Below are 2,637 nucleotides of genomic sequence, written 5' to 3'. Positions count from 1 at the left end.
ATACCAAACGTAAAGCTGTTTTTTGCCCTACACCAGGAAGTTTCGAGAATTCGTTTACCGCATCTTCGAGCAGCTTGGATGAAAAATTCATATTACAAAAATAGGTAAAATGGTTTGTTAGTTCAATAGGCCTAGTTCAGTTGTTTATTGGTCAATAGTTTGATAGTCCATGGTTGATGGCTTAGTTGTTTATGGTTAAATTGCTTATTAGTTCGATAGTCTGCTTGCTTTAGAGCGCCATGCTTATGCTAATCGGCTATTAACTATTGAACCATAGGCCATCAACCAAATAGCAAAACTAAACCCATTGACATTAAATCCGAATTTCTTACATTTATCAGCTTAACACAAAACTATGTCTCCAACCATTCTCTTATGTTTTCTGATCGGTTATTTTTTACTGCTGATTATTATTTCATTCGTAACCTCAAAAAAATCATCTGATAATTCTACTTTCTTTATCGCCAACCGGAATTCTAAATGGTATTTAGTTGCCTTTGGGATGATAGGAACCGCACTTTCGGGTGTTACTTTTATATCAGTGCCCGGAGAAGTTGGCGCACCCAGTGGGAACCAGTTCCAATATTTCCAGTTCGTTCTGGGCAATGCAGTTGGTTTTATTATCATCGCCACAGTTTTGCTTCCACTTTATTACCGGATGAATTTAACATCCATTTATAGCTACATCGAAAAGAGGTTAGGTCATTACAGTTACAAAACGGCAGCATCGATATTTTTATTGAGCCGCACTTTGGGATCAGCAACAAGATTATACCTCGTAGTGATTGTTTTACAGCGTTTTATATTCGATAATTATGGCGTTCCGTTCTGGTTAACGGTTTTAATTTCGTTGGCACTGATCTGGTCGTACACCTTTAAAGGTGGCTTAAAAACCATTATCATTACCGATACACTGCAAACTTTTTTCCTGGTGCTTTCGGTTTTTCTCACTATTTATTTTATTTGCAACAGTCTTGATTTCAATATTCCACAGGCATTCGAGACCATAAAAACCAGCAGTTACTCGAAAATATTCTTTCTAAACGATTTCCTAACCAATAAATTCTACTTTAGCAAACAGTTTATCGGCGGTATTTTCGTTACCATCGCCATGACGGGTTTAGATCAGGATCTGATGCAGAAAAACCTGAGCATGGGCACCATCAAAGAGGCACAAAAAAACATGTTTACTTTTACAGGGGTATTTGTAATCCTGAATGTTTTCTTTTTGAGTGTGGGCGCTTTGTTATACATTTTTGCCGCGAAAAACGGCATCGATATTCCATTAGATCATATTACCGGGAAACCAAGAACAGATTTATTGTTCCCTGAAATTGCTTTAAACAACCTTGGCGCTGTACCTGCAATTATATTCATGTTGGGCCTAACCGCAGCAACTTTTGCCACTACCGACTCGGCACTTACAGCTTTAACCACATCCTTTTGTGTCGACTTTTTAGGCATGGCCAAGGCCGAAAATGTAAATGCCAAAGACGCCGTAAAAAAACGCCATACTGTACACGTAGCATTTTCTATTCTGATGTTTTTGGTGATCCTCGTCATCAATGCATTGAACAGCTCATCAGTAGTAAGCTTAATTTTTACCATTGCCTCTTATACCTACGGGCCGCTTTTAGGATTATATAGTTTTGGATTATTTGTAAAAAAACGTGGTCTTCACGATAAATTAGTGCCGATAGTTTGCTTATTATCACCTTTTTTATGTTACTTGCTTTCCACGTATTCTACCACTTTATTGGGCGGTTACGTTTTTAGTGTTGAACTGATTTTAATTAACGGTTTAATCACATTTATAGGCTTGTTGTTCATCAGTAAAAAAACTGATGCGCAAACTAGATTTTAATATTAGAATAACAGTATATGACGAGTGAAGAAAAAATTAGAAGCGCTTTTGAAAACAAAGACTGGCAAGAAATTAAAGTAACAGACTCTTGGCAAATTTTTAAAATCATGGCCGAATTTGTAGACGGTTTTGAAAAACTGGCTAAAATTGGCCCATGTGTTACCATTTATGGTTCGGCCCGTACAGCTCAAACGCATAGATATTACCAATTGGCAGAAGAGTGCGGCAAATTATTAACCGATCGTGGTTATGGTGTAATCACTGGCGGTGGCCCTGGCATTATGGAGGCCGGTAATAAAGGCGCCCACACCAATGGGGGTAAATCGGTAGGTTTAAACATCGAGTTGCCTTTTGAGCAGTTCCACAATAAATATATCGATCATAATAAATTGCTGGAGTTTGATTATTTCTTTGTGCGCAAAGTAATGTTCATGAAATATAGTCAGGGTTTTGTGGTTTTACCAGGTGGTTTTGGTACCATGGATGAACTTTTTGAAGCTTTAACCTTAATCCAGACCGGAAAAATTGCACGTTTCCCAATCGTATTGGTGGGTGTTGATTATTGGGGTGGATTAATTGATTGGATTAAAGGTACAATGCTCCAGAAAGAGCACAATATCCACGAAGAAGATTTAAACCTTTTCAGATTGGTAGATACCGCTGAAGAAGCTGCAGAGCATATTTTCCGTTTCTACGATAAATATGTACTTAAACCGAATTTCTAGGTTGGTTCAATGGTTCATTAGTCAGTTCAAGATGGTTAACTGGTTAAT

2 protein-coding genes and 1 pseudogene are annotated in these 2,637 nt (G+C 37.7%); 2 read left to right on the top strand and 1 reads right to left on the bottom strand.

Annotation, left to right across the window (positions count from 1 at the left end):
- Positions 1-91, bottom strand: a pseudogene (locus AC1DPQ_RS24155) (recombination mediator RecR); the annotation flags it as partial.
- A 264-nt stretch (positions 92-355) separates the two neighbouring features.
- Here AC1DPQ_RS24155 and AC1DPQ_RS24150 point away from each other — a divergent pair.
- Both AC1DPQ_RS24150 and AC1DPQ_RS24145 read left to right on the top strand, forming a co-directional pair.
- Positions 356-1,864: a sodium:solute symporter gene (locus AC1DPQ_RS24150; RefSeq protein ID WP_477611125.1), complete on the top strand. Its 1,509-nt coding sequence runs from the start codon at positions 356-358 to the stop codon at positions 1,862-1,864.
- A 17-nt stretch (positions 1,865-1,881) separates the two neighbouring features.
- On the top strand, positions 1,882-2,589 hold the full coding sequence (locus AC1DPQ_RS24145; protein ID WP_477586111.1) for an LOG family protein: 708 nt from the start codon (positions 1,882-1,884) through the stop codon (positions 2,587-2,589).
- The last annotated feature ends 48 nt before the right edge of the window (positions 2,590-2,637 follow it).

It is taken from the genome of Pedobacter sp. 01T416_2, assembly GCF_056398925.1.
This window is presented reverse-complemented; position numbering and strand designations above follow the sequence as displayed.

Excerpts from the sequence above, each read along its gene's own strand:
- AC1DPQ_RS24150 (WP_477611125.1), top strand. The coding sequence starts at position 356 with ATGTCTCCAACCATTCTCTTATGTTTTCTGATCGGTTATTTTTTACTG.
- AC1DPQ_RS24145 (WP_477586111.1), top strand. The coding sequence starts at position 1,882 with ATGACGAGTGAAGAAAAAATTAGAAGCGCTTTTGAAAACAAAGACTGG.